General features: G+C 61.8%; 18 protein-coding genes and 1 riboswitch. Of the genes, 15 read left to right on the top strand and 3 right to left on the bottom strand.

The window, feature by feature from the left end; all coding sequences use genetic code 11:
• Positions 1-198: 198 nt before the first annotated feature.
• Positions 199-468 carry a DUF2790 domain-containing protein gene (locus J2Y83_RS22100; protein ID WP_247402121.1) on the bottom strand — a complete coding sequence of 90 codons (270 nt, stop codon included), beginning with the start codon at positions 466-468 and terminating at the stop codon, positions 199-201.
• A 394-nt stretch (positions 469-862) separates the two neighbouring features.
• On the opposite strand from J2Y83_RS22100, the gene acs reads away from it, so the two are divergent.
• From acs to argR, 7 genes are all read left to right on the top strand, one after another.
• Positions 863-2818, top strand: coding sequence for an acetate--CoA ligase (gene acs / locus J2Y83_RS22095; RefSeq protein ID WP_253398282.1), 1956 nt, complete (start codon positions 863-865; stop codon positions 2816-2818).
• Positions 2819-3386: 568 nt separating this feature from the next.
• Positions 3387-4172 carry an ABC transporter substrate-binding protein gene (locus tag J2Y83_RS22090; protein ID WP_247402124.1) on the top strand — a complete coding sequence of 262 codons (786 nt, stop codon included), beginning with the start codon at positions 3387-3389 and terminating at the stop codon, positions 4170-4172.
• Between the two features lie 91 nt (positions 4173-4263).
• The gene (locus tag J2Y83_RS22085) at positions 4264-4953 is read left to right on the top strand and encodes an ABC transporter permease (protein WP_010566615.1); all 690 of its coding nucleotides are present in this window, start codon (positions 4264-4266) and stop codon (positions 4951-4953) included.
• Positions 4950-5648: an ABC transporter permease gene (locus J2Y83_RS22080; protein ID WP_247402126.1), complete on the top strand. Its 699-nt coding sequence runs from the start codon at positions 4950-4952 to the stop codon at positions 5646-5648. Before J2Y83_RS22085 ends, J2Y83_RS22080 begins: the two co-directional genes overlap by 4 nt.
• A gap of 1 nt (position 5649) precedes the next feature.
• Positions 5650-6762 (top strand): succinylglutamate desuccinylase/aspartoacylase family protein, encoded by a 1113-nt coding sequence (locus tag J2Y83_RS22075; protein ID WP_253398280.1) that lies wholly within the window; start codon positions 5650-5652, stop codon positions 6760-6762.
• A 27-nt stretch (positions 6763-6789) separates the two neighbouring features.
• Complete coding sequence (locus J2Y83_RS22070; protein ID WP_247402131.1) at positions 6790-7554, top strand: ABC transporter ATP-binding protein; 765 nt, start codon at positions 6790-6792, stop codon at positions 7552-7554.
• Between the two features lie 221 nt (positions 7555-7775).
• Positions 7776-8756 (top strand): transcriptional regulator ArgR, encoded by a 981-nt coding sequence (gene argR / locus J2Y83_RS22065; protein WP_253398278.1) that lies wholly within the window; start codon positions 7776-7778, stop codon positions 8754-8756.
• A gap of 15 nt (positions 8757-8771) precedes the next feature.
• Here argR and J2Y83_RS22060 read toward each other — a convergent pair whose 3' ends face one another.
• Positions 8772-14693: a dermonecrotic toxin domain-containing protein gene (locus tag J2Y83_RS22060; protein ID WP_253398276.1), complete on the bottom strand. Its 5922-nt coding sequence runs from the start codon at positions 14691-14693 to the stop codon at positions 8772-8774.
• A gap of 309 nt (positions 14694-15002) precedes the next feature.
• On the opposite strand from J2Y83_RS22060, the gene J2Y83_RS22055 reads away from it, so the two are divergent.
• The 7 genes from J2Y83_RS22055 to astE all read left to right on the top strand — a co-directional run bounded on the left by J2Y83_RS22055 (position 15003) and on the right by astE (position 22816).
• Positions 15003-16223 (top strand): aspartate aminotransferase family protein, encoded by a 1221-nt coding sequence (locus J2Y83_RS22055; RefSeq protein WP_253398274.1) that lies wholly within the window; start codon positions 15003-15005, stop codon positions 16221-16223.
• A 204-nt stretch (positions 16224-16427) separates the two neighbouring features.
• Positions 16428-17447: an arginine/ornithine succinyltransferase subunit alpha gene (gene aruF, locus J2Y83_RS22050; RefSeq protein ID WP_253398272.1), complete on the top strand. Its 1020-nt coding sequence runs from the start codon at positions 16428-16430 to the stop codon at positions 17445-17447.
• Between the two features lie 50 nt (positions 17448-17497).
• Complete coding sequence (astA, locus tag J2Y83_RS22045) at positions 17498-18523, top strand: arginine N-succinyltransferase (protein ID WP_247407690.1); 1026 nt, start codon at positions 17498-17500, stop codon at positions 18521-18523.
• Positions 18520-19989 carry a succinylglutamate-semialdehyde dehydrogenase gene (gene astD / locus J2Y83_RS22040; RefSeq protein ID WP_253400430.1) on the top strand — a complete coding sequence of 490 codons (1470 nt, stop codon included), beginning with the start codon at positions 18520-18522 and terminating at the stop codon, positions 19987-19989. Before astA ends, astD begins: the two co-directional genes overlap by 4 nt.
• 150 nt (positions 19990-20139) lie before the next feature.
• Complete coding sequence (gene astB / locus J2Y83_RS22035) at positions 20140-21486, top strand: N-succinylarginine dihydrolase (protein ID WP_253398270.1); 1347 nt, start codon at positions 20140-20142, stop codon at positions 21484-21486.
• 23 nt (positions 21487-21509) lie between these two features.
• The gene (locus tag J2Y83_RS22030) at positions 21510-21800 is read left to right on the top strand and encodes a topoisomerase II (protein WP_253398268.1); all 291 of its coding nucleotides are present in this window, start codon (positions 21510-21512) and stop codon (positions 21798-21800) included.
• A gap of 11 nt (positions 21801-21811) precedes the next feature.
• Positions 21812-22816, top strand: coding sequence for a succinylglutamate desuccinylase (gene astE / locus J2Y83_RS22025; protein ID WP_253398266.1), 1005 nt, complete (start codon positions 21812-21814; stop codon positions 22814-22816).
• Between the two features lie 132 nt (positions 22817-22948).
• Here astE and J2Y83_RS22020 read toward each other — a convergent pair whose 3' ends face one another.
• Positions 22949-23458: a 6,7-dimethyl-8-ribityllumazine synthase gene (locus J2Y83_RS22020; protein ID WP_017849205.1), complete on the bottom strand. Its 510-nt coding sequence runs from the start codon at positions 23456-23458 to the stop codon at positions 22949-22951.
• A gap of 113 nt (positions 23459-23571) precedes the next feature.
• Positions 23572-23741: riboswitch (FMN riboswitch) on the bottom strand.
• Between the two features lie 192 nt (positions 23742-23933).
• On the opposite strand from J2Y83_RS22020, the gene ltaE reads away from it, so the two are divergent.
• Positions 23934-24938 carry a low-specificity L-threonine aldolase gene (ltaE, locus tag J2Y83_RS22015; protein WP_253398265.1) on the top strand — a complete coding sequence of 335 codons (1005 nt, stop codon included), beginning with the start codon at positions 23934-23936 and terminating at the stop codon, positions 24936-24938.
• Positions 24939-25018 lie beyond the last annotated feature (80 nt).

Below are 25018 nucleotides of genomic sequence, written 5' to 3'. Positions count from 1 at the left end.
TATTTGAGCCAGCGTGAGGGTTTACAGGGGTTTGGTGCAGGAGGATTTTTTTGACGGACGGTGGGCTATTTATAGCGAGGGGCAAACGAGGGGGTTTTGAGAGGAGGGAAGGTGAGGTGGGTGTGAGGCCGGTTCTTGGCCGCAAGAGCAATTTCTTGCGGCAAATAAGATCACCGTCAGTGTGAGCTAACGAAGTTGTTACCCGTTAGAGCAACCGTTACCCATCACGTGATAGTTAAGAATGTGGCGCTGACCTTTGGAATCTTCATATTCCATTTTTGCCGGGACTACTTCACATACATCTGGAATGCTGCTCATGGACACTACTTTGGCGATGTCCAAGTGAGTGCTGTAGGTATAGTCCTCAACAATCGGGGCTTTCTGGCCGGCTACGTCAGTCGGGGCTTCCTCGGCCAGAGCGGCGGTGGCGCACAAGCTGCTGAGGGCCATAACTAATAAAGCTTTCATTTCTCTATTTACCTTCTTCAGGGCGAAAGGGGCCACGGGGCCTTTTGGAGGCCACGTGTGTAACTTAGGGTTGTTTAGTTCGGATTAACGTGCCTTCGTGGGGGCTGTTACGGTGTTAATCAGGTTGCCTTGTTGGCGAAATCGATTTTAGGCCTGCGGGTTATATTCATATACCCGTGCTTTTGATAAACACTATTGGTGGTTTTTGTAACAATCCCTCGCTGAAGGTTTTTTACGTGCCCGCCAGGCGTTGCAGGCTGCGGGCCAGAGGGGTAAAAGGGATATCAGGGCAATTTGTAGGGTCTTGTTACTACCATCGTCGAATGGTTCTATAGGCTCACCCCGGCTACAACTGGGGTCATACAAAAACAACTATATCACCGAGGTAAGAAAGATGAGTGCGGCTTCCCTGTACCCCGTTCGCCCCGAAACAGTAGCCAATACGCTGACTGACGAGGCGACCTACAAGGCCATGTACCAGCAGTCGGTGGTCAATCCCGATGGTTTCTGGCGTGAGCAAGCCAAGCGTCTGGACTGGATCAAACCTTTCACCACGGTAAAGCAGACATCTTTCGACGATCACCATGTCGACATCAAGTGGTTTGCCGATGGCACCCTGAACGTTTCCTACAACTGCCTGGACCGTCACCTCGCCGAGCGCGGCGACCAGGCGGCGATCATCTGGGAGGGCGATGACCCTGCCGAAAGCCGCACCATCACCTATCGCGAGTTGCACGAACAAGTCTGCAAACTCGCCAACGCCCTGCGTGGCCAGGACATACACCGCGGCGACGTGGTGACTATTTATATGCCGATGATCCCCGAAGCTGCGGTCGCCATGCTGGCCTGTGCCCGCATCGGTGCGATCCACTCGGTGGTGTTTGGCGGTTTCTCGCCGGAGGCCTTGGCCGGTCGCATCATCGACTGTAAGTCGAAAGTGGTGATCACCGCCGACGAAGGTGTGCGCGCCGGTAAGAAGATTCCGTTGAAGGCCAACGTCGACGACGCTCTGACCAACCCGGAAACCAACAGCGTCCAGAAAGTCATCGTGTGCAAGCGCACCAGTGGCAGCATCAAGTGGAACCAGCATCGCGACATCTGGTACGAAGACCTGATGAAAGTGGCGGGCACCGTGTGCGCGCCGAAAGAGATGGGCGCCGAAGAAGCGCTGTTCATCCTTTATACCTCCGGCTCCACCGGCAAGCCTAAAGGCGTGCAGCACACCACTGGCGGCTACTTGCTGTACGCGGCCCTGACCCATGAGCGCGTATTCGACTACCGTCCGGGCGAAATCTTCTGGTGTACCGCTGACGTCGGCTGGATCACCGGCCACACCTATATCGTCTACGGGCCACTGGCCAATGGCGCGACCACGCTGATGTTCGAAGGCGTGCCTAACTACCCGGACATCACTCGGGTGGGCAAGATCGTCGACAAGCACAAGGTCAATGTTCTCTACACCGCGCCGACGGCGATCCGCGCGATGATGGCTTCCGGCACCGCCGCCTGCGAAGGGGTTGATGGCAGCAGCTTGCGCCTACTGGGTTCGGTGGGTGAGCCGATCAACCCGGAAGCGTGGGACTGGTACTACAAGAACGTCGGCCAATCCCGTTGCCCGATCGTCGATACCTGGTGGCAGACCGAGACCGGTGCCACCCTGATGAGCCCGCTGCCGGGTGCTCATGCGCTCAAGCCGGGTTCGGCGGCACGGCCGTTCTTCGGCGTGGTGCCAGCGTTGGTGGACAACCTGGGCAACATCATCGAAGGCGCTGCCGAAGGCAACCTGGTGATTCTCGATTCGTGGCCAGGCCAGGCCCGTACCCTGTACGGCGACCATGACCGTTTCGTCGATACCTACTTCAAGACCTTCCGTGGCATGTACTTCACCGGTGACGGCGCCCGTCGCGATGAAGATGGCTACTGGTGGATCACTGGTCGTGTGGATGACGTGTTGAACGTGTCCGGCCACCGTATGGGCACCGCCGAGATCGAAAGTGCCATGGTCGCCCACCCTAAAGTCGCGGAAGCGGCGGTGGTGGGTGTGCCGCACGACATCAAGGGCCAGGGCATCTATGTCTATGTCACCCTGAAAAACGGCGAAGAGCCGACCGAAGCGCTGCGCCTGGAGCTGAAGAACTGGGTGCGTAAGGAAATCGGACCGATTGCCTCGCCGGATGTGATCCAGTGGGCGCCGGGCTTGCCGAAGACGCGGTCGGGGAAAATCATGCGGCGGATTCTGCGCAAGATTGCCACGGCTGAGTACGATGGCTTGGGCGATATCTCCACCCTGGCCGACCCGAGTGTGGTGGCGCATTTGATTGAAACGCACAAGACCATGAACGCCGCATAAGGCGGGTTGGTGGGACAGAGCCCCATTCGGCGTGAGCCGGGTGGGGCTTTTTTGTGGTCTCTCAAAACCACTGAAGATCCCACATGGGTCTACACAACCCGCAGTCCAATAAATATCGGTTTATCGCAGAGGACGTTTCTGAATGTTACCGATAGGCGCAAATGTGTAACCCTTCGCCCTAACATGAGGCAAAGTGCTACGGGCTTGCCCCGAAAAGCCGTGTTTTAGACGCCCCGGGATATTAGATTAAACGCCAGACTTGCCGTGCTAGAAGGGTTTGCGAATAATAGGCCCGCTATTTGCAGTATCAACAGGTTTAATATCTTTTGTCTCTGCATAAAAAACAGGGGCTGTCAATGTGCTGGAACTGCTTTCTCAGTGCTTCTGTAAATTGTTGTCGCATTGAGGAAATATCGGCTTCCGGCCTGTCGTTAGAATGCCCATCACTCGCTCGTCGTCGCCGCTGTTGAATCGGCGTAGGACGCAGCACCGCTATTCGGTTTCACTCAGTCGCATCGTGGGCCATGGCTCATACTGCTGTTTTGCCCTATACCGATGGAGTCCCAAGATGAAGAAACTCGTGCTGTTGGGCGCCCTGGCGCTGTCCGTGCTGTCCATGCAGGCTTTCGCTGAAGGCAAGCCTCTGAAAATTGGTATCGAAGCGGCTTACCCTCCGTTTGCCTCGAAGGCGCCGGATGGCAGTATCGTCGGTTTTGACTACGACATCGGCAACGCTCTGTGCGAAGAGATGAAGGTCAAGTGTACCTGGGTCGAGCAAGAGTTCGACGGCCTGATCCCCGCGCTGAAAGTGCGCAAGATCGACGCGATCCTGTCGTCCATGTCCATCACTGACGACCGCAAGAAGTCTGTGGACTTCACCAACCGCTACTACCTGACCCCGGCGCGCCTGGTGTTGAAGGAAGGCACGACTGTCAGCGACAGCCTGGATGAGTTGAAAGGCAAGAAGATCGGCGTGCAGCGCGGTTCGATCCACGACCGTTTTGCCAAGGAAGTACTGGCGCCTAAAGGTGCCACGGTGGTTCCTTACAGCTCGCAGAACGAAATCTACCTGGACGTGGAAGCCGGTCGCCTCGACGGCACCGTGGCTGACGCCACCCTGTTGCAGGAAGGTTTCCTCGATACGCCTGCCGGTAAAGGCTACGCGTTCACCGGCCCAGCCTTTACCGATAGCAAATACTTCGGCGATGGCATCGGTATCGCGGTACGTAAAGGCGACAAGGAAAACCTGGACCGCATCAACGCTGCGATCACTGCGATCCGTGCCAACGGCAAGTACAAGGCAATCCAGGACAAGTACTTCAACTTCGATATTTACGGCCCAGACGCCAAGTAAATCGTCGCAGCGGTCTGTCCAGAATGGCGCAAGCAACAGAATTCCTGAGGTTTGCGCCATTTTTTCATCCCCCTTTTCGAGGACCTGAATCATGTTGAAAGGCTACGGGGCCGTCATCCTCGATGGCGCATGGTTGACGCTTCAGCTCGCCTTGTCGTCCATGGCCTTGGCCATTGTTCTGGGTCTGATCGGGGTCGCGTTACGCCTGTCGCCGGTGCGCTGGTTGGCCTGGCTGGGTGACTTGTACTCCACGGTGATCCGTGGGATTCCCGACCTGGTGCTGATCCTGCTGATTTTCTACGGTGGTCAGGACCTGCTCAACCGCGTCGCGCCGATGCTTGGCTATGACGACTATATCGACTTGAACCCCTTGGCCGCCGGTATCGGCACCCTGGGTTTCATCTTTGGTGCCTACCTCTCGGAAACCTTCCGTGGCGCCTTCATGGCCATCCCCAAGGGTCAGGCTGAAGCCGGCCTGGCGTATGGCATGAGCCCTTTTCAGGTGTTTTTCCGGGTGATGGTGCCGCAGATGATTCGGCTGGCGATCCCCGGTTTCACCAACAACTGGCTGGTACTGACCAAGGCCACCGCGCTGATTTCGGTGGTGGGCCTGCAAGACATGATGTTCAAGGCCAAGCAGGCGGCAGATGCCACCCGCGAGCCTTTTACCTTCTTCCTCGCAGTGGCGGCGATGTACCTGGTGATTACCAGCGTGTCGTTGCTGGCCTTGCGTCATCTTGAGAAGCGCTACTCGGTAGGCGTAAGGGCGGCTGATCTATGATCTTCGACTACAACGTCATCTGGGAGGCCATGCCGCTGTACCTTGGCGGCTTGCTGACCACCCTGAAATTGCTGGCCATGTCGCTGTTTTTCGGCTTGCTCGCCGCCTTGCCGCTGGGCTTGATGCGTGTGTCCAAGCAGCCGGTCGTCAACGGTATCGCCTGGCTCTACACCTATGTGATCCGCGGCACGCCGATGCTGGTGCAGCTGTTCCTGATCTACTACGGCCTGGCCCAGTTCCAGGCGGTGCGCGAGAGCTTCCTGTGGCCGCTGTTGTCCAGCGCCACGTTCTGCGCGTGCCTGGCCTTTGCGATCAACACCAGCGCCTACACCGCCGAGATCATTGCCGGGAGCCTCAAGGCCACCCCCCATGGCGAGATCGAAGCGGCCAAGGCCATGGGCATGTCGCGCTACAAGCTGTACCGCCGCATCCTGCTGCCGTCGGCCTTGCGCCGTGCGCTGCCGCAGTACAGCAACGAAGTGATCATGATGCTGCAGACCACCAGCCTTGCATCCATCGTCACCCTGATCGACATCACCGGCGCCGCGCGCACGGTGAACGCCCAGTACTATTTGCCGTTCGAAGCCTATATCACCGCCGGCGCGTTCTACCTGTGCCTGACCTTTATCCTGGTGCGCCTGTTCAAGTTGGCCGAGCGCCGCTGGCTGAGCTACCTGGCTCCACGGAAGCACTGATATGGAACGTATCGATCACCTGTTGCCCTGGGGTCACCTGGGCTGCGAGCGCCAACTGAGCGTGTTCCGTTTCGGCAGCGGCGAGCGCAAGGCCTACATCCAGGCCAGCCTCCACGCCGATGAGCTGCCGGGGATGCGTGCCGCGTGGGAGCTGAAAAAGCGCCTGGCCGAATTGGAACAGCAAGGCGCGCTCAACGGCGTGATCGAGCTGGTGCCGGTGGCCAACCCGATGGGCCTCGGCCAACTGCTGCAAGGCAGCCATCAAGGGCGTTTCGAGGTTGGCAGCGGCAAGAATTTCAACCGCGATTTCGTCGAGTTGAGCGAGCCGCTGATCGCGCAACTGCACGGCAAGCTCGGCGATGATCCCCACGCCAACGTGCGCGTGATCCGCCAGGCGATGCGCGATACGCTCGACGCGTTGCCCGCGCCGGCCAGCCAGTTGCAAGGCATGCAGCGCGTGCTGCTGAGCCACGCCTGCAGCGCAGACATCGTCCTCGACCTGCACTGCGACGCCGAAGCCGCGCTGCACATGTACGCGCTGCCCCAGCATTGGCCGCAGTGGCGTTCGCTGTCGGCGCATTTGAATGTGAAAGTCGGCCTGCTGGCGGAAGACTCCGGCGGCAGCTCATTCGATGAAGCCTGCTCGCTGCCCTGGCTGCGTGTGTCGCGGGCGTTCCCCGAGGCGCAGATTCCGCTGGCATGCCTGGCGACCACCCTGGAACTGGGCGGCCAAGCCGATACCGGCCGCGATGAAGCGATCTTCCACGCCGAAGGCATCCTCGCGTTCCTCGCCGAACAGGGCCTGATTCACGGTGAGTGGCCGGCGCCACAGTACGAACCCTGCGAAGGGGTGCCCTTCGAAGGCACCGAATTGCTGTTTGCGCCCCATGCCGGTGTGATCAGTTACCTGCGTAAAGCCGGTGACTGGGTGGACGCCGGCGAACCGATTTTTGAAGTGATTGACCCTCTGGAAGACCGCGTGAGCATCATCTGCGCCGGCACTTCGGGGGTGTTGTTTGCCGTTGAACGGCTACGTTATGCCCAAGCGGGTTTCTGGCTGGCCAAGGTGGCGGGGCGCGAAGCGCTGCGTCACGGGCGCTTGCTCAACGACTGACCACCTGTTTTTGTGAGAACCGACCGCATGTACAAACTTGAAGTCCAAGACCTGCATAAACGCTATGGCAGTCATGAAGTGCTCAAAGGCGTGTCCCTGGCCGCCTCGGCCGGTGATGTGATCAGCATCATCGGTTCCAGTGGTTCGGGCAAAAGTACCTTTTTGCGCTGCATCAACCTGCTGGAGCAACCCCACGCCGGCAAGATCCTGCTCAATAACGAAGAGCTCAAACTGGTGGCCAACAAGGACGGCGCCCTGCGGGCCGCCGACCCGAAACAGCTGCAACGCATGCGTTCGCGCCTGTCCATGGTGTTCCAGCATTTCAACCTGTGGTCGCACATGACCGCACTGGAAAACGTGATGGAAGCCCCGGTGCATGTACTCGGCATGTCGAAAAAAGACGCACGGGAAAAGGCCGAGCACTACCTGGCCAAAGTCGGCGTGGGCCATCGTAAGGACGCGTTCCCGGGCCATATGTCCGGTGGCGAGCAACAGCGCGTGGCGATTGCCCGAGCACTGGCGATGGAGCCGGAGGTGATGCTGTTCGACGAACCCACTTCGGCGCTGGACCCGGAGTTGGTCGGCGAAGTGCTCAAGGTCATGCAGGACCTGGCGCAGGAAGGCCGCACCATGGTGGTGGTGACCCACGAAATGGGCTTTGCCCGTGAAGTGTCCAACCAACTGGTGTTCCTGCACAAAGGCATCGTCGAAGAGCGCGGTAACCCGCGCGAAGTACTGGTCAATCCCCAGTCCGAGCGCCTTCAGCAGTTCCTTTCCGGCAGCTTGAAGTAGCCACTCCTTGTGAGCGCTGCTTTTATGTGGGAGGGGGCTTGCCCCCGATAGCTGAGTGTCAGTCAGCACATCTGATTCTGATACAGCGCAATCGGGAGCAAGTCGAATCGTCGCACCGCCCCTCCCACATTGGATGTTCATCGTTTTTGAGATTTGTGTTCATTTACGGGCTAGCATTGGCCCACGGCTTCTTTCACTGTTTTTGCTTCGGATAGCCCTCCATGACTGCCCATCGAATTGGTTTCCTGATTTGGCCCAGCACAAAAGCCCTGACGCTTGCGCTGGCTGAGGAGGCCTTGCGCGTTGCTCAGCGGGTGCATCCGGAGGTGGTCTACGAACTGTCGTTTCTGCAGGCCGAGCCGCAGACCGAAGGCGCCTGGCAACTGCCGGGCGGGCCATGGGCCGGCAAGCTGGAAGGTTTCCAGAAGCTGTTCCTGGTGGCCGACGAACCGCCCACCGTGATCGCTTCCCCGCTCAGCGCCGCGCTCAAGCAACTGGTGCGCGCCGGTTGCGTGGTCGGCGGTTTGTCGGCCGGTGTCTACCCGCTGGCCCAGCTCGGTTTGCTCGACGGCTACCGCGCCGCCGTCCATTGGCGCTGGCAGGACGATTTTGCCGAGCGTTTCCCCAAGGTTATCGCCACCAGCCATTTGTTTGACTGGGACCGCGATCGCCTGACCGCGTGTGGCGGCATGTCGGTACTCGACCTGTTGCTGGCGGTGCTGGCCCGTGATCACGGGGCCGAGCTGGCCGGTGCGGTGTCCGAAGAACTGGTGGTGGAACGCATCCGCGAAGGCGGCGAGCGCCAGCGCATCCCCCTGCAAAACCGCCTGGGGTCCAGCCATCCGAAGCTGACCCAGGCCGTTCTGTTGATGGAAGCCAACATCGAAGAGCCGCTGACCACTGACGAAATCGCCCAGCACGTCTGCGTGTCGCGACGACAACTGGAGCGCATCTTCAAGCAGTACCTCAATCGCGTTCCCAGCCAGTATTACCTGGAACTGCGCCTGAACAAGGCCCGCCAGATGCTGATGCAAACCAGCAAATCGATCATCCAGATCGGCCTGTCCTGCGGCTTCTCCTCGGGGCCGCATTTCTCCAGCGCCTACCGCAATTTCTTTGGCGCCACCCCTCGCGAAGACCGCAACCAGCGGCGCAGCAGCAGCCCGTTCGAGCTGTCGTCGGTGCCGTCCGAGCGCGGCTGATTGGCGGCTGGCGCGTTATTCCTCCATCGGCTCGGTCGAGTCGGGCCTGACCAGCACAGTGCCGGTTGAATCCAGGCGCGCCTCATCGACCGCCAGGTCATTGCCGGTTTGCAGGTAGTGCTGGCGCAGGTAGTTGAGGCTTGGCGCCGACCAGGGGTTGCCGCTGAAGTCCGATATGTCATCGAGGGGCGCGGCCATTTCCAGAAAGTCGGCGGGCAGTTCCTCGATCAGGTTGTCGCTCATGTCCAGGGTGCGCAGTTCAGGCAAGGCAAACACGCCGTGAGGCATTTCGCGCAGGTTGGTGTCGGGCAGGTACAGCGATTCCAGGTCGCTCAGGCGACTGACGTCCGGTGGCAGGTCCAGCGGGTTTTCGCTCAAATCCAGATACACCAGGCTCTTCATCTCGGCCAACGCACTGACACTCTGCGGCGTCAAGCGCACGGCAGCCTCGGTCAGGCTCAGGGTGGTCAACTCGGACAGCCTGAACAGTGAGGTCGGCAGCGTGCCCAGGCTGAATTTGGAAAGCGTCAGGCTACGCAGTTTCGGGAAGCACCGCAGGAACCCGTCGACCCCGGTGATGCTGCCTTCACCCTCGATTTCCAGGGACGACACGTGGTCAAACCGCGCGCGCAGTTCCGGCAGGTTGCCCAGGATGTTGGTTTCATACGCCAGCTTATGGGTGGGTTCGAGGCTGTCGTGGTCGTCGTCCAGTTCGCTTTCGCGGCGCCAGGCGTCTTCCAGGAAGGTTTTGAACGCCAGGCGGTTGAGCTGATCCTGCGCGCGCGTTTGTTCGTCCAGCGGCGCATCGAGGATCGGGTGGCGGGTCGGCACGTCCAGCATCCACAGTCGCAGGTCTTCGCACAGTGTTGTGTATTCGTCCTCCAGGCCTTTGAGGGCCGGCTCGGCCGCGTCCAGGTCGCCGGGCAATTCGAAGAAAAAGCGGTTGGCTTCGCCGTCGGTGAACGTGGGGTACAGCGCTTTGATCCGATCTCGCAGGGCGGCCGGCGCGTCGGCCTGGAAATGCCCGCCGATGTGCTGGCTGTAGTGTTTTATCTGCGTCAGCGCCGCCCTCGAAAGCGGGTTGCGCGAGAGGTCGAAGGCGCCGGTGACGGTGTTGGGTAAACGGAACGCACTGGCGGGAATCTCGCTGATCAGGTTGTTGCTCAGGTTGACGTGCTGGCGCTCGACGGCGGTCAACAGGCGGTCGGGGATGGTTGTCAGGCTGGTGGCTTGCAGGTTGATGTTGGTCAGCCTGGGCAGTGAAGCGAAGTCCGGCAGCCGCCCCAGTGGGTTGTGGCTCAGGTCCAATTGCTCCAGGTGGTCCAGCATCGCCAGGGACGCGGCGCTCTCGGCTGACAGCGTGACTCGGCAGTGGGGCAGGCGCAGGGTCAACAGTTGCGGCAGGTCGAATACCGCAGCGGGGATATCGCCCAGCCCATACTGTTCGATGGACAGTTGGCTCAGTGTCGGGAACCCGCGGAAAAACAGTGACGACTGCAACGGGAACGGTTCCCCTGCGCCGAGCAGACGCAATGAAGAAACATGGCTGAAGACGCTGTTGAGCGCGGGGAATTCTCCCGTGAACGGTAACGGGTTTTCCAGGGTGTACGTGGGAATGACCTGGGGGTGGCGCTCATCCAACGGGCTTTCCCGGCGCCAGCAGGCCTGCAGCGAGTGGCTGAATGCTTGGCGCCGCGCTTGCTCCTCGGGCGCCGCGGCCTGGCGCGTCCAGCTGTCGAGTCCGGCGGACAGTTGTGCGTAGTCCGCTTCCAGGCGGGCCAATTCGATCTGGCCCATTTCCAGGTTGCCCGGCAGGCCGAAGATGAAGCGGTTGACTTCGTTCACGCTGAAGTCCGGGAACAGCGCTATGACGCGCTGGGTATCGACGTCTGACGCGTCGACTTCCCAATAGCGACCCGTGCGCTGGTAGTAGGCTTTGACCTGCTCCAGGCTCGCTCGCGACAAAGGGTTGCTGGACAGGTCGAGAGGGTTGCCGGTGTCTGCAGGCAGCTCGAACAGCGCCGCAGGCAGCTCGGTGATGCGGTTGTTGGACAGCACCGCCAGCTCCAGCGCCGCGCGGCTGAGCAGGCCGTCCGGCAGCGTCGAAATGCCGGTATGGGAGAGGTCCAGGTATTGCAGCTGTGGCATGTTGGCAACACTGGGCGTGAACCCCAGCGGGTTGTTGAACAGGTCCAGGGTGTGCAGCCGGTTCATGGTCGTCAGGGCATTCAGGTCCTCGGGCGTCAGGCGGATGCCGCAGTCGCTGAGAATCAAGGCGTTGAGATGAGGCAGGCTGCTCACGGCCGGCGGCAGATGGCCGAGTTGGGCATAGCTGATGCTCAGGTAACGCAGCCGGGGAAAGTTGCCCAGGAACGCGTCGACATTCAATGCGCGCTGGTCGCCGAGCAGTTCCAGGAAGGAGATGTGTTCGAAGTTGGCGCGCAGTGCCGGCAACTCACCATGGAGCGGGAAGGGCAGCCGGAGTTTCTGACCATTGCGGGCGGGTGGGTCGAAGTGGCGGTCTGCCTCGGTTTCGCGGCGCCAGCAGCGTAGGAGTTCACGCGAGAAGAGGTGGCGATTTTGCCGCACATCGACATACTCCTGGCGGCTCATATTCACCTCGCTGTGCGGGTAGCGCCCTGGCGTGGCGGCCTCCCAGGCGGCCAGGTCCTGGCCGAGCTGCAGGTACTCCTGGCGCAGCGCGGTGAGGATCGGCAAGGCCCCGCCCGGACGGCTGCCGAGGTCTTGCAGCAGTTCACCGATCTGTTCGTCGGTGTGCGCCGGAAACAGCTCGCGGGCCAACCCATGCAAATCCGGCTCGGCCGCCGGCGCTGCGGGTGCCGCTGCATAGTTGTCCAGGCCGAGCAGGCGCAGGTGCGTGCGTGTGTCGGTGGGCGGGCGGATCGCGTGGGCGCTGATCAGCGGGCGCGAGGCTTGGCGTTCCAACGCATGGCTGCGCAGCGCTTGGCGCAGGGCGGGACCTTGGCCGATGCGCAGGCCCAGGGCATCGCGCTCGGTGTCGGGCAGCGCCTGCAGGATGGCGCTGTACAGGTCGGTTTCCGCCGACAGCGGGCCCTGGCGGTCTTGCGGCGTGTAACGGCCTTCGGCGGAGCGCACCAGCACGCGTTTGATGCGCGCCTTCGGTTTGCCAACGGCATCGATCAGGTTATCGCTAGCGTCTCTGATTTCAATGCGTAGCTTTTTCCTGGCCCACCCCGGCAGGCGCTCCAGGGAATGCAAGGCCAGTCGATGGGTGCCCAGCGTGTCCGTCGAGTTCAGGTACAGCCCTTCGTAGGCCTGGGTGATCTGTGCTTCGTCGCGCAGGGTTTGAGCCAGCTGGTGCAGGCGCGGCGGGACTTTGCCTTGGTCGACTTCCTGCAGTTCCAGGCTGTTGGCGTGTTCCAGCACGGCATCGGCGGCGCTGAGCGGCAGGCCGGGCGTGTGCTCGCGCAGGACCCGCTGCCGAGGGTTGGTGGGGCTGTCGAGCCTTTGATAGCGCGCATCGAACAGTTCGCGCCGATGTGCCTGGGCCAGGCCCGCCAGCTTTTTCCTGAGTTTGAGCGCCTGATTGTGCAGGGAGGTGAGCGGGTCGCCGAAGGCTTCCCCGAGCAAGGTCTTGCGTTGCGCCTCGTCGAGGCTTTCCAGCAGGGTTTTCAGCAAGTCGCCGTTGCTGAGTTGGGCGTCGTGCAGTTGCACCACGCTGGCGTTGGGTTCGCCGGGCAGCTCCCACAGGGTTCGGCCCTGAGCATCCAAAAAGCGCAACGTCTTGGTTTTTGGCCACAGGCCCAGGTTGGCGAGCAGGTGCAGTTGGGTCTGCCCATCGGCCCGTGCGTAGATCGCCGGGTCGTCGCTGTTCATTTGCTCGACGAAGTCTTGCAGGGCCTGGTCGATCTTGAACCGTTGCAGCGTATCGGTCAGCAGCGGCGGCGGTGTGTGGCGGTTGAGGTACAGGCTGCGTAGCGCGCCGTCGTCGGTGGCGCTGATGCGCTGCGCTGTCGTCAACTGATCGTTACTGAGGCCTTGGGTGTGAGGGCCTTGGCGTTTCATCAGGGTGAGGCTGTCCCAGCTCAGCGGGTTGTCCAGTTCGGTCAGCCAGGCGCCCTTGCCGTTGCTCCTCAGGGGCGGGCGGTAGGCGTTGGTGCGCGTGGGATGCTGCAGGTAGGGCTGTTGCGTGACGGGATCGGTCTGGACCACGAACGGTTGGTCCGCGAGCTTGAGGATCTGCGTGCCATTGTGGGCGTACAGGCCCTCTGCGTTTGGGTAGGCATGCGGCGCCAGTTGCAGGTCGTGGGCGTAGGGCGTCAGGTCGGGCTTCCACAGGCGCGCCTTGCCATCGGGCAGCGTCACCGGCTTGAGCCTTTCGAAAAAACGCAGTGTTTCGGCGGGCAGCAATGCGCGCAGCGCGCCGCTGGCCAGGGGCGCTCCGGCGATGAACAGGCCCAATTGCAAGCCTTGCTCCACGAATGACAATAGGTGCTTGAAGGCTTCGCTCACGTCGCCCACGGCCCAGTCGACGATCCACTCGAAGGCATCATCGAGCATCTGGTAGGCACTGTAGCCGAGCATCAACAGGCCGACCGGGGGCACGAAGGGCGCGGCCACGAACGCGGCGATCTGCAGCAGCGTCGAGGCGATCTTGCGCACGATGTCCCAGCGTTCCCAGCGCGCTTTCTGATCGGCGCTGGCGGTGGACACGGCGAGGCTGCGGGCATCGTTGAATACCTTGCTGAGTTTGCGCTGGAACAGGTGGCTGAACAGGTCGCCGCTGATGGCGGTCGCTTGGAACGCCAGGTGCGGTTGGTCGATCGGTGTTTCGCGCCAGGACGGCAAGGGATCGCCGCGTGTATGCGGGTGCCAGCGGACGTTGGACAGCCTGCGATTGAGGTCGGCGAAGAACGGGCCGCGCTCTGCGTGATTGACGAAGCGGCTGAAGAACTGCTGGTACTCGGCGCTGCGCAGGTTGTTCCCGAGGGCGGTCATGAAGGCGACGAGCGTGGGGTACTGTTTGAGCGGGGCGTAGGGGTCGTCCGGGATGTAGGCGATGACGCCGACCGGGTGGCGGCTGCCGATGTTCTCGGCGAACAGCACGATGCCGGTGAGGGTGCTCGACATGATCGTCAGGTCATAACACAGCAGCGGGTAGCAGGTGCTGCGGCTGTCGTCGGTGTTGAGCAGGCGTTGCAGCAGCGTGAAGGACTGATCGTCGCGCAGGTCCTTTTTCATCCGGGCCATTTGTAGCGCGACGCTCAAGTCCGCCGCCTGGCTGTGCTTGAGCTTGCCTTGCAGGCGCGCGGCGGCCACCGGGTTGTTGAAGTCGAAGTACTGCTCAAGGTAGCGCTGGTATTGGCCGCCGATGTCCAGTTCGCGGCACAGCGCGGTGAACTGCGCGATGCTGATCTGCGCGTCGACGGCCCGCAGGGGCTCGAATTGCCCGCTGCTCGTGGGTGGGGTGATGAAGCCGGAGTGCGCTTCATAGTGTTCGTTGGCTTCGAAGTTGTGCAGGGCCGCCTCGAGCAGTGAGACGGTCCACGTCCTTGCGGCCCCAGTGCGCACGGGAAACCACGGGATGGTCTGCGCAATATAGAGCCGCAGATAGGTGGTCCTGACATCCAACTCGATACCGAACCGTTGCTTGAGCCGCTGTTGCAGCAGCGGCGCGCCGAAGTCTTGCGGCGATTTCAGGTTGGCCATCGCCTGGTCGACCTGGTTTTGTGCGAGCCAGGCGCTATTGACCTGGTTTTTCAGGGTGTCGTGGTCCTGGGCGGAGGCGCTTTTGTACCAGGCCGGGATGGCTGGCTGCACGTTGCTCAGTGCGGCGCGCTTGGCGGCGGAGGTGGTGGGCAGCCAGGCGGGTACGGCTTGTTCGAGGATATCCATGTGCAGGTCGCGGTAGGTCGACAGGTCTGCGAGTTGGATGGGCGGGGTGGGTTGAGTCACAGGGAAACGCCTTTGCATGATGAACAGGCGTATCAGCAAAACAACATCGGGCGGCCGACGGGGGGTAGATAGATAGCAGGCCGCCAACCAAGTTATGGCTATCCTGCTTGACCACCTGCCGCTGTGACCCGCGAGCGTTTAAACTGCGCCATTGCGATGCTATTTGTCGCATTGGCGTAAACCCGCCAAAATCGCGGGTTGGCGCTATAAGAAGTTGTCGCTTGGCGGCAAGGCCGCACTGAAAACTGTCCTTACAATCCCTGCATCGCCCGCCAGTTCCAGGCAGGCGTTCCTCTTCAGGAGACTCCGATGTCCGTTGAGCAAGCCCCGGTGCAACGTGCCGATTTCGACCAGGTCATGGTGCCCAACTACGCACCTGCCGCATTCATCCCCGTGCGCGGCGCAGGTTCGCGCGTGTGGGACCAGGCGGGTCGCGAGCTGATCGACTTTGCCGGCGGCATCGCGGTCAACGTGTTGGGCCATGCCCACCCGGTACTGGTCGGTGCCTTGACCGAACAGGCCAACAAGCTGTGGCACGTTTCCAACGTCTTCACCAATGAGCCGGCCCTGCGCCTGGCCCACAAGCTGATCGACGCCACCTTTGCCGAGCGTGTGTTCTTCTGCAACTCCGGCGCCGAAGCCAACGAGGCCGCGTTCAAGCTGGCCCGTCGCGTGGCGTTCGACCGCTTCGGCAGCGAGAAATACGAGATCATCGCGGCACTGAACAGCTTCCACGGCCGCACCCTGTTCACCGTCAACGTCGGTGGCCAGTCGAAGTACTCCGACGGTTTCGGGCCCAAGATCACCGGCATCACCCACGTGCCGTTCAACGACCTGGCCGCGCTGAAAGCCGCCGTGTCGGACAAGACCTGCGCCGTGGTGCTGGAACCGATCCAGGGCGAGGGCGGCGTACTGCCGGCCGAGTTGGCCTACCTGCAAGGCGCCCGCGAACTGTGCGACGCCCACGACGCGCTGCTGGTGTTCGACGAAGTGCAGACCGGCATGGGCCGCAGCGGCCACCTGTTCGCCTACCAGCACTACGGTGTGGTGCCGGACATCCTCACCAGCGCCAAGAGCCTGGGCGGCGGTTTCCCGATTGCCGCCATGCTCACCACGGAGGCGCTGGCCAAGCACCTGGTGGTCGGCACCCACGGCACCACCTACGGCGGCAACCCGCTGGCGTGCGCGGTGGCGGGGGCGGTGTTCGACGTGATCAACACGCCTGAAGTGCTGGCCGGCGTCAACGCCAAGCATGACCTGTTCAAGGCCCGCCTGGAACAGATCGGCAAACAATACGGGATCTTCAGCGAAGTGCGTGGCCTGGGCCTGCTGCTCGGTTGCGTGTTGAGCGACGCCTGGAAAGGCAAGGCCAAGGACGTGTTCAACGCGGCCGAGAAAGAAAACCTGATGATCCTGCAAGCCGGCCCCGACGTGGTGCGTTTCGCGCCGAGCCTGGTGGTGGAGGATGCGGACATCAATGAAGGTCTGGACCGTTTTGAGCGTGCTGTTAAAACACTGACCCAAGCCTGATACACATTTATCTGCCGGACTGGGTCAAATGTGGGAGGGGGCTTGCCCCCGATAGCGGTGTATCAGTCACCAGATGTATCAACTGACAGACTGCTATCGGGGGCAAGTCGAATCGTCGCACCGCCCCTCCCACATTGGATATGTGTTGTTCCTGACCCGTCCGGTACTTTTTCCTATGAGTTTTTCGAGTTAAGGAGTGACACCATGCTGGTGATGCGCCCCGCGCAAATGGCTGATCTGGGCGAGGTACAGCGTCTGGCTGCGGACAGCCCGATTGGTGTCACCTCCTTGCCGGATGATGTGGAACGCCTGAGCGACAAGATCGCCGCGAGCGAAGCGTCCTTCGCCGCCGAGGTCAGTTTCAACGGTGAAGAAAGCTATTTCTTCGTGCTCGAAGACACCGAGACCGGCAAGCTCGCAGGCTGCTCGGCTATCGTCGCCTCGGCCGGCTACTCGGAACCGTTCTACAGCTTCCGTAACGAGACCTTCGTCCACGCCTCCCGCGAGTTGAAGATCCACAACAAGATCCACGTGCTTTCCCAGTGCCACGACCTCACCGGCAACAGCCTGCTCACCAGCTTCTACGTGGTGCCGGAGCTGGTCGGTTCGCCGTGGTCGGAACTCAACTCCCGTGGCCGCCTGTTGTTCGTCGCCAGCCACCCCGAGCGCTTTGCCGACTCGGTGGTGACCGAGATTGTCGGCTACAGCGACGAGCACGGTGATTCGCCGTTCTGGGACGCCATCGGGCGCAACTTTTTCGACCTCAACTACGCCGCCGCCGAGCGCCTGTGCGGGCTGAAAAGCCGGACGTTCCTCGCCGAGCTGATGCCGCACTACCCGATCTATGTGCCACTGCTGCCGGATGAAGCCCAGGAAGCGATGGGCCAGGTGCATCCGCGTGCGCAGATCACCTTCGACATCCTCATGCGCGAAGGCTTCGAGACCGATCACTACATCGACATCTTCGACGGCGGCCCGACGCTGCACGCGCGTATTTCGGGCATTCGTTCGATCGCCCAAAGCCGTGTGGTGCCAGTGAAGATCGGCGAGCGGGTCAAGGGTGTCGGTCGCCAGTACCTGGTGAGTAACGCGCAGTTGCAGGATTACCGCGCGGTGATGCTGGAGCTGGACTACGCGCCCGGTAAACCGGTGATCCTGGACCTGGAAGCGGCCGAAGCCCTGGGCGTCGGTGAAGGCGCCAGCGTGCGTTTGGTTGCGGTTTAAAGCAGAGTTTTGCGGGTGGCCTGAACGGGCGGCCCGTCTGAGGAGATAGCATGATCGTTCGTCCCGTACGCAGCAGCGATTTACCGGCCCTGATTGATCTGGCGCGCAGCACCGGCACCGGCCTGACCACCTTGCCAGCCAACGAAGAACGCCTGGCCCACCGGGTTGGCTGGGCGGAAAAAACCTTCCGCGGCGAAGCCGGGCGCGGGGATGCCGACTACCTGTTCGTGCTGGAAAACGACGAAGGCCAAGTGGTGGGCATTTCCGCCATCGCTGGTGCCGTCGGTCTGCGCGAGCCCTGGTACAACTTCCGGGTCGGCCTGACTGTCAGCGCCTCCCAGGAGCTGAATATCTACCGCGAGATCCCGACGCTGTTCCTGGCCAACGACCTCACCGGCAACTCCGAACTGTGCTCGTTGTTCCTGCACGCCGATTACCGCAACGGCCTCAACGGCCGCATGCTGGCCAAGGCGCGCTTGCTGTTTATCGCGGAGTTTCCGCAGTTGTTCGGCAACAAGATCATCGCCGAGATGCGCGGTGTGTCCAACGAAGCCGGGCGTTCGCCGTTCTGGGAAAGCCTGGGCCGACACTTCTTCAAGATGGAATTCAGCCAGGCCGACTACCTCACCGGCGTGGGCAACAAAGCCTTTATCGCCGAGCTGATGCCGAAATTTCCGCTGTACAGCTGCTTCCTGTCCGAGGATGCGCGCAACGTGATCGGCAAGGTCCATCCGGACACCGAGCCGGCGTTGAGCATGCTCAAGAGCGAAGGGTTCAGCTACCAGGGCTATGTCGACATTTTCGACGCCGGCCCGGCGGTGGAATGTGAGACCAGCAAGATTCGTGCGGTGCGCGACAGCCAGTCGCTGGTGTTGGCCATCGGCACGCCGGGGGACGACGCCACGCCGTTCCTGATCCATAACCGCAAGCGCGAAGAGTGCCGCATCACCGCCGCACCGGCTCGCCTGGCGGCAGGCACGCTGGTGGTCGATCCATTGACCGCCAAACGCCTGCAACTGGTGGTGGGCGATCAAGTGCGTGCCGTACCGTTGTCTGCTGCTCGGGAGTCGAAATAATGAATTCGCTGTATATCGCAGGTAGCTGGCTGGCTGGCCAGGGTGAACTGTTCGAGTCGCGCAACCCGGTGACCCAGCACGTGCTGTGGGCCGGTAATGGCGCCAGCGCCGAGCAGGTCGAATCCGCCGTGCAGGCCGCGCGCCAGGCGTTTCCGGCGTGGGCCCGGTGTTCGCTGGAAGAGCGCATCGCCGTGCTCGAAGCCTTCGCCACTGCCTTGAAAAACCGCGCCGATGAAATCGCCCGTTGCATCGGTGAAGAAACCGGCAAGCCACTGTGGGAATCGGCCACCGAAGTCACCAGCATGGCCAACAAGATCGCGATCTCGGTGCAAAGCTACCGCGAGCGTACCGGCGAGAAGAGCGGCCCGCTGGGCGACGCCACCGCTGTGTTGCGTCACAAGCCCCACGGCGTGGTGGCGGTGTTTGGCCCTTACAACTTTCCCGGCCACCTGCCTAACGGCCATATCGTCCCGGCGTTGCTGGCGGGCAATACCGTGTTGTTCAAGCCAAGCGAGCTGACCCCGAAAGTCGCCGAGTTGACCGTGCAATGCTGGATCGAAGCGGGCCTGCCGGCGGGCGTGTTGAACCTGCTGCAAGGTGCGCGGGAAACCGGGATCGCCCTGGCGGCCAACCCGGGTATCGACGGGTTGTTCTTCACCGGCTCCAGCCGCACTGGCAACCACCTGCACCAGCAGTTCTCCGGGCGCCCGGACAAGATCCTCGCCCTGGAAATGGGCGGCAACAACCCGCTGGTGGTGGATGAAGTGGCCGACGTGGATGCGGCGGTGTACACCATCATTCAATCGGCGTTTATCTCGGCCGGCCAGCGCTGCACCTGTGCCCGTCGCTTGCTGGTGCCCGAAGGCGCCTGGGGCGATGCGTTGCTGGCGCGGCTGGTGGCGGTCAGCGCGACGATTGCCGTCGGTGCGTTCGACCAACAACCGGCGCCGTTCATGGGTTCGGTGATTTCCCTGGCGGCGGCGAAAGCCTTGATGGACGCCCAGGAATGGCTGTTGGCCAACGGCGCCGTGGCGCTGCTGGAAATGACCCAACCGCAGGATCAGGCTGCGTTGCTGACGCCGGGCATCATTGACGTCACCGAGGTGAGCGAACGTGCCGACGAAGAGCTGTTCGGCCCGCTGTTGCAGGTGATCCGCTACGCTGATTTCGCAGCGGCGATTGCCGAAGCCAACAACACCCAGTACGGCCTGGCCGCCGGTTTGTTGTCGGATTCCGAAGCGCGTTACCAGCAGTTCTGGCTGGAAAGCCGCGCTGGGATCGTCAACTGGAACAAGCAATTGACCGGCGCCGCCAGTACCGCGCCGTTCGGCGGTGTCGGGGCATCGGGCAACCATCGCGCCAGCGCCTATTACGCGGCGGATTATTGTGCGTACCCGGTGGCGTCGCTGGAGACCCCGAGCCTCGTGGTTCCAGCCACACTCACCCCCGGCATTACACTGATCTAAATGTGGGAGGGGGCTTGCCCCCGATAGCGGTGGATCAGTCGCCTGATTCATCAACTGGCAGACTGCTATCGGGGGCAAGCCCCCTCCCACATTTGACCCGGGGTGTGTTGAAGATTGCCTATAAAAACAGATGTTCGTGGAGCCTCGCCGATGAAATCCTATGAAGTCAATTTTGACGGTCTAGTGGGGCCGACCCATAACTACGGCGGTTTGTCCTACGGCAACGTCGCGTCCCAGAGCAACAGCCAGCAGGCGTCCAACCCGAAGGAAGCGGCGTTGCAGGGCTTGCAAAAAATGAAAGCGCTGATGGACATGGGCTTTGTGCAAGGCGTGCTCGCACCGCAAGAACGTCCGGACGTAGCCACCTTGCGCAACCTCGGCTTCAGCGGCAGCGATGCCCAGGTCATCCAGCAAGCGGCCAAGCAGGCCATGCCGCTGCTGGTCGCCAGTTGCTCCGCGTCGAGCATGTGGGTGGCCAACGCCGCCACCGTCAGCCCGAGCGCCGACACGGCAGATGGCCGCGTGCATTTCACCGCCGCCAACCTCAACTGCAAATACCACCGCAGCATCGAACACCCGACCACCAGCCGTGTGCTGGGGGCGATGTTTGCCGATGCGAAACACTTCGCCCACCACGCCGCGTTGCCGGCGGTGGCGCAGTTCGGCGACGAAGGCGCGGCCAACCACACACGTTTCTGCCGTGACTATGGCGAGGCGGGCGTCGAGTTTTTCGTGTTCGGCCGCAGCGCGTTCGACACCCGTTACCCGGCGCCGCAGAAGTACCCGGCGCGCCAGACCCTCGAAGCGTCCCAAGCCGTCGCCCGCCTGCACGGCCTGAATGATGACGGCGTGGTCTTCGCCCAGCAGAACCCGGCGGTGATCGATGCCGGCGTGTTCCATAACGACGTGATCGCGGTGGGCAATGGCGAAGTGCTGTTCTATCACGAGGACGCGTTCCTCAACACCGAGCAGATGCTTGGCGAGCTGCAGGCCAAGTTGGGCAAGCTGGGCGGTAACTTCCAGTCGGTGTGTGTGCCGCGTGCCCAGGTCAGCGTCGAAGACGCCGTGCGTTCCTACCTGTTCAACAGCCAATTGCTGACCCGCGCCGACGGCTCGATGCTGCTGATCGTGCCGGAAGAGTGCCGCGCCAACACGCGCGTCTGGCTGTATCTGCAGGGCCTCACCGCTGCTGGTGGTTTGATCCGCGAGGTCAAGGTCTTCGACCTCAAGCAAAGCATGCAGAACGGCGGCGGCCCGGCGTGCCTGCGTTTGCGCGTGGCGTTGAACGAAACCGAGCTGGCGGCGGTGAACCCAGGGGTTATCATGACCGCGCCGCTGTATGAAACGCTGACCCAGTGGGTCGACAAGCACTACCGCGACAGCCTGCGCGAAAGCGACCTGGCTGACCCGCAATTGCTGCTTGAATGCCGGACGGCATTGGATGAACTGACGCAAATCCTTAAACTGGGCGCGGTATATCCTTTCCAGATCAATTAACGCCACACGGCTGAGAGCTATTTATGAGCACCGATACCCTGCAACTGATCCTTGAAGACACCGACGGCACCCAACTGGAAACCTCCTGCACCCGCGTTGCCGTGATCTGGCAGGGCAAGGAAGTCTGGATTCAGCACGACGGCCGGGGCCAACTGCTGATCGGTGTGGATGTGGAAGAAGGCGACGCCGAGTACGCCAACCTGCTGATGCGCCCACTGGCCACCAACCTGATGAGCCTGCAACTGGAAATGGAACCGGCCGACGTTGAGGGTGATGACGACGATCACGTCCACGGCCCAGGCTGCAACCACTAAGGAAGCTGCTTATGCTCGCCCTCGGCAAACTCCTTGAACTGACGCTCGCCGGTCGTGAACCGGCGCAAAAAATTCAACTGACTGTCGACGGCGTGCAGATGCGCTGGCTCAGCGAAGGCGCGCTCGAAGTGCGCCCGCCGCAAGCGCGGGACAACGGCAGCGACGTGCTGCTGTCGTCCGGCATCCATGGCAACGAAACCGCGCCGATCGAACTGCTCGACCGCCTGTTGCATGGCATCGCCCGTGGGGAGATCAAACCCCGCACCCGTATTCTGTTCCTGTTCGGCAACCCCGAGGCCATGCGTCGCGGCGAGCGTTTCCTCGAACTGGACGTCAACCGGCTGTTCAACGGCCGTCACGAAAAAAACATCGGCCCTGAAGCCATGCGCGCCGCCGAGCTGGAACAATTGGCTCGCAGCTTCTTCAGCCTGCCTGGCCGTGCGCGCCTGCATTACGACCTGCACACCGCCATTCGCGGCTCGAAGGTCGAGCAGTTTGCGCTCTACCCGTGGAAGGACGGGCGTCAGCATTCACGCCACGAACTGGCGCGCTTGCGCGCCGCCGGTATGCAGGCGGTGCTGCTGCAGAACAAAACCTCGATCACCTTCTCCGCCTTTACTTATGAGCAACTGGACGCCGAGGCCTTCACCCTGGAATTGGGCAAGGCACGGCCATTCGGGCAGAACCAGGGCGTGGACGTGTCGCGCCTGGAAACCCGGCTGACGCAGATCATCGAAGGCACCGAGCCGGACACCGGCAGCCTGGATGGCCTGCAGCTGTTTGCCGTGTCCCGCGAAGTCATCAAGCACAGCGATGCATTCCTGTTGCACCTGCCGGCGGACGTGGAAAACTTTTCGCCGTTGGCCCAGGGTTACTTGCTCGCCGAGGACGTCGCCAAGACCCGCTGGGTGATCGAGGAGGAGGGCGCGCGCATCATCTTCCCGAACCCGAAGGTGAAGAATGGCTTGCGCGCAGGGATATTGATCGTGCCGACCACGGACGCCGGGTTGGCGTAGATCTCAGCCTTAACCGGATCCAAATGTGGGAGGGGGCTTGCCCCCGATAGCAGAGTGTCAGTCAGCTCATCTGTAGCTGAGACACCGCCATCGGGGGCAAGCCCCCTCCCACATTTTGTTTTGCGGTGTTGCTTAAACTGCTACCGCACGCGGCTCGCTGCGGCGGATCGCCCGCACCTTGTGCAAGGTGTCGGCGCAGGTGCGTGCCGCTTCCTGGCCTTTGTGTACGAAATGATCATGGAAAAACGCATGGTGCTCGCTGCCCGCGTGGAAGTGGTGCGGGGTCAGGGACACCGAGAACACCGGCACTTCGGTTTCCAGCTGCACCTGCATCAGGCCGCTGACCACCGATTGGGCCACGAACTCGTGACGGTAGATGCCGCCGTCCACCACCAGGGCCGCGGCAACGATGCCGGCGTAACGGCCGGTCTTGGCCAGCAGCTTGGCGTGCAGGGGCATTTCAAAGGCGCCACCGACTTCGAAGAAATCGATGTCCGATTCCTGGTAACCCAGGGCGATCATTTCGCTGAGGAAGCCTTTGCGCGATTGGTCGACAATATCCTTGTGCCAGCAGGCCTGGATAAACGCGACGCGCTCGCCGTGGTGGTTTTTGCTTTTGCTATCGATTGCGGTGGGTTGCATGTTCTGACTCCTGTTTAAGAAAAAAACAGGGCGTTATGGATCGAATGGGATTTAAGGGTACGAACAGCTGGGTCATGCAAGCATGAACTCAGCGCGCGGCCCTTTGGCGCCAATCCCGTTCTCTCTTCATCCGGACTATGACCGTCGGCCCCGGGATCACACCGGGTCTGCTGACCTTGTCGCCGTCCTGCCGGAGCAGTTCGAGGCGCCAAGCGCTCGCGGGCTATGCACATTGCGCGCAATTACCGCCGGTGGGGAATTGCACCCCGCCCTGAGAACGTTGCCGCCAGAACCCTGGCGGCGCAGAGTTTTTAACATGGTTTTTCAGAAACTGCACGATTGCCGTATCGATAGCCTATATCGGTTTGTTTGATTGATATTCGATTGACGCAGCATAGGGCTTGATATTCCGTGGCTTTACCCGCAGTAATCGTCAGTACAAAAAAAAACGCCCAACCCGTCAGAGGCCAGTTTAATGACCGTGATAGACCTGCGCAGTGACACCGTGACCCAACCCACCCCCGGCATGCGTGATGCGATGGCCAGCGCCGTCAGCGGCGATGACGTGTATGGCGAAGACCCCAGCGTCAACCGCCTGGAGGCCGAACTGGCCAAGCGCCTGGGGTTCGCCGCGGCGTTGTTCGTGCCCACCGGCACCATGAGCAACCTGCTGGCGTTGATGGCCCACTGTGAGCGTGGCGAGGAATACATCGTCGGTCAGCAGGCCCACACTTATAAGTACGAAGGCGGTGGCGCGGCCGTGCTGGGTTCGATCCAGCCGCAACCGTTGGAGGTGCAGGCGGACGGTTCCCTGGACCTGGATCAGGTGCTCGAAGCGATCAAACCCGATGATTTCCACTTCGCCCGCACCCGCCTGCTGGCGTTGGAGAACACCATGCAGGGCAAGGTGTTGCCGCTGGAATACCTGGCCAGGGCGCGTGCGTTCACCCGTGAACATGGCCTGGCCCTGCATCTGGACGGCGCGCGGCTCTACAACGCGGCGGTCAAGCTCGACGTGGATGCGCGGGAGATTGCCCGGCATTTCGATTCGGTGTCGGTGTGCCTGTCCAAGGGCCTGGGCGCGCCAATTGGCTCGGTGTTGTGCGGTTCCACGGCGTTGATCGCCAAGGCGCGGCGCCTGCGCAAGATGGTCGGCGGCGGCATGCGCCAGGCCGGTTCCCTGGCGGCGGCGGGGCTGTATGCCCTGGATCATCAGGTGCAGCGCCTGGCCGACGACCACGCCAACGCCCAATGGCTGGGGGATGAACTGCGTCAGGCCGGTTATACGGTGGAGCCGGTGCAGACCAATATGGTCTATGTGCAGCTCGGCGACCGGGCGCAGGCCTTGAAGGCATTTGCCGCCGAGCGCGGCATCAAGTTGAGCGCCGCGCCGCGTCTGCGCATGGTCACGCACCTGGACGTGAGCCGGGCGCAGATTGAGCAAGTGGTGCAGGCATTCGTCGAGTTTTCTCGGAAATGACCGTGCAGACTGTCTAATTGACTGTTTCTATCACATAAACACGCTGTACCACCGGCAAAGGGCCGATATAATGCGGCCCT

Source organism: Pseudomonas marginalis (genome assembly GCF_024169655.1).
Taxonomy (GTDB): domain Bacteria; phylum Pseudomonadota; class Gammaproteobacteria; order Pseudomonadales; family Pseudomonadaceae; genus Aquipseudomonas; species Aquipseudomonas paraveronii.
This window is presented reverse-complemented; position numbering and strand designations above follow the sequence as displayed.

Excerpts from the sequence above, each read along its gene's own strand:
- aruF (WP_253398272.1), top strand. The coding sequence starts at position 16,428 with ATGCTGGTGATGCGCCCCGCGCAAATGGCTGATCTGGGCGAGGTACAG.
- astA (WP_247407690.1), top strand. The coding sequence starts at position 17,498 with ATGATCGTTCGTCCCGTACGCAGCAGCGATTTACCGGCCCTGATTGAT.
- J2Y83_RS22020 (WP_017849205.1), bottom strand. The coding sequence starts at position 23,458 with ATGCAACCCACCGCAATCGATAGCAAAAGCAAAAACCACCACGGCGAG.
- J2Y83_RS22055 (WP_253398274.1), top strand. The coding sequence starts at position 15,003 with ATGTCCGTTGAGCAAGCCCCGGTGCAACGTGCCGATTTCGACCAGGTC.
- astB (WP_253398270.1), top strand. The coding sequence starts at position 20,140 with ATGAAATCCTATGAAGTCAATTTTGACGGTCTAGTGGGGCCGACCCAT.
- ltaE (WP_253398265.1), top strand. The coding sequence starts at position 23,934 with ATGACCGTGATAGACCTGCGCAGTGACACCGTGACCCAACCCACCCCC.
- acs (WP_253398282.1), top strand. The coding sequence starts at position 863 with ATGAGTGCGGCTTCCCTGTACCCCGTTCGCCCCGAAACAGTAGCCAAT.
- J2Y83_RS22075 (WP_253398280.1), top strand. The coding sequence starts at position 5,650 with ATGGAACGTATCGATCACCTGTTGCCCTGGGGTCACCTGGGCTGCGAG.
- J2Y83_RS22030 (WP_253398268.1), top strand. The coding sequence starts at position 21,510 with ATGAGCACCGATACCCTGCAACTGATCCTTGAAGACACCGACGGCACC.
- J2Y83_RS22070 (WP_247402131.1), top strand. The coding sequence starts at position 6,790 with ATGTACAAACTTGAAGTCCAAGACCTGCATAAACGCTATGGCAGTCAT.
- argR (WP_253398278.1), top strand. The coding sequence starts at position 7,776 with ATGACTGCCCATCGAATTGGTTTCCTGATTTGGCCCAGCACAAAAGCC.
- J2Y83_RS22100 (WP_247402121.1), bottom strand. The coding sequence starts at position 468 with ATGAAAGCTTTATTAGTTATGGCCCTCAGCAGCTTGTGCGCCACCGCC.
- J2Y83_RS22085 (WP_010566615.1), top strand. The coding sequence starts at position 4,264 with ATGTTGAAAGGCTACGGGGCCGTCATCCTCGATGGCGCATGGTTGACG.
- J2Y83_RS22080 (WP_247402126.1), top strand. The coding sequence starts at position 4,950 with ATGATCTTCGACTACAACGTCATCTGGGAGGCCATGCCGCTGTACCTT.
- astE (WP_253398266.1), top strand. The coding sequence starts at position 21,812 with ATGCTCGCCCTCGGCAAACTCCTTGAACTGACGCTCGCCGGTCGTGAA.
- J2Y83_RS22090 (WP_247402124.1), top strand. The coding sequence starts at position 3,387 with ATGAAGAAACTCGTGCTGTTGGGCGCCCTGGCGCTGTCCGTGCTGTCC.